Annotated in this window: 1 protein-coding gene; it reads left to right on the top strand. The window is 49.5% G+C overall.

The annotated features are described in order from the left end of the window. The coding region (locus tag HMPREF3047_RS03760) for a transposase (RefSeq protein ID WP_141756547.1) at positions 1-438 on the top strand (438 nt) is incomplete at both ends.

Here is a 438-nt window from a genome sequence, read left to right as displayed (position 1 = left end):
GAATTGCTGGAACTGATTAACCGACAACTGGCCGAAAAAAACCTAAAAGTAGAGAAGGCATCCGCCGCCGTCATTGATGCCACCATTATTCAAACTGCTGGCAGCAAACAGCGTCAGGCCATAGAAGTCGACGAGGAAGGACAAGTCAGCGGCCAAACCACACCGAGCAAAGACAAAGATGCCCGCTGGACAAAGAAAAACGGCCTCTACAAACTCGGTTACAAACAACATACCCGTACCGATGCGGAAGGCTATATCGAGAAACTGCATATTACCCCCGCCAATACCCATGAGTGCAAACACCTGTCTCCTTTGTTGGAAGGGATAGCCGAAGGTGAGACCGTCTATGCCAACAAAGGCTATGACAGTGAGGAAAACCAGAAACATCTGAAAGAGCATCAGTTACTGGACGGCATTATGCGCAAAGCCCACCGCAAC

The organism is Neisseria sp. HMSC075C10, from assembly GCF_001815615.1.
Taxonomy (GTDB): Bacteria; Pseudomonadota; Gammaproteobacteria; order Burkholderiales; family Neisseriaceae; genus Neisseria; species Neisseria subflava_A.
Note: the sequence above shows the minus strand (reverse complement) of the source record. Positions and strands in the feature narration are given on the sequence as shown.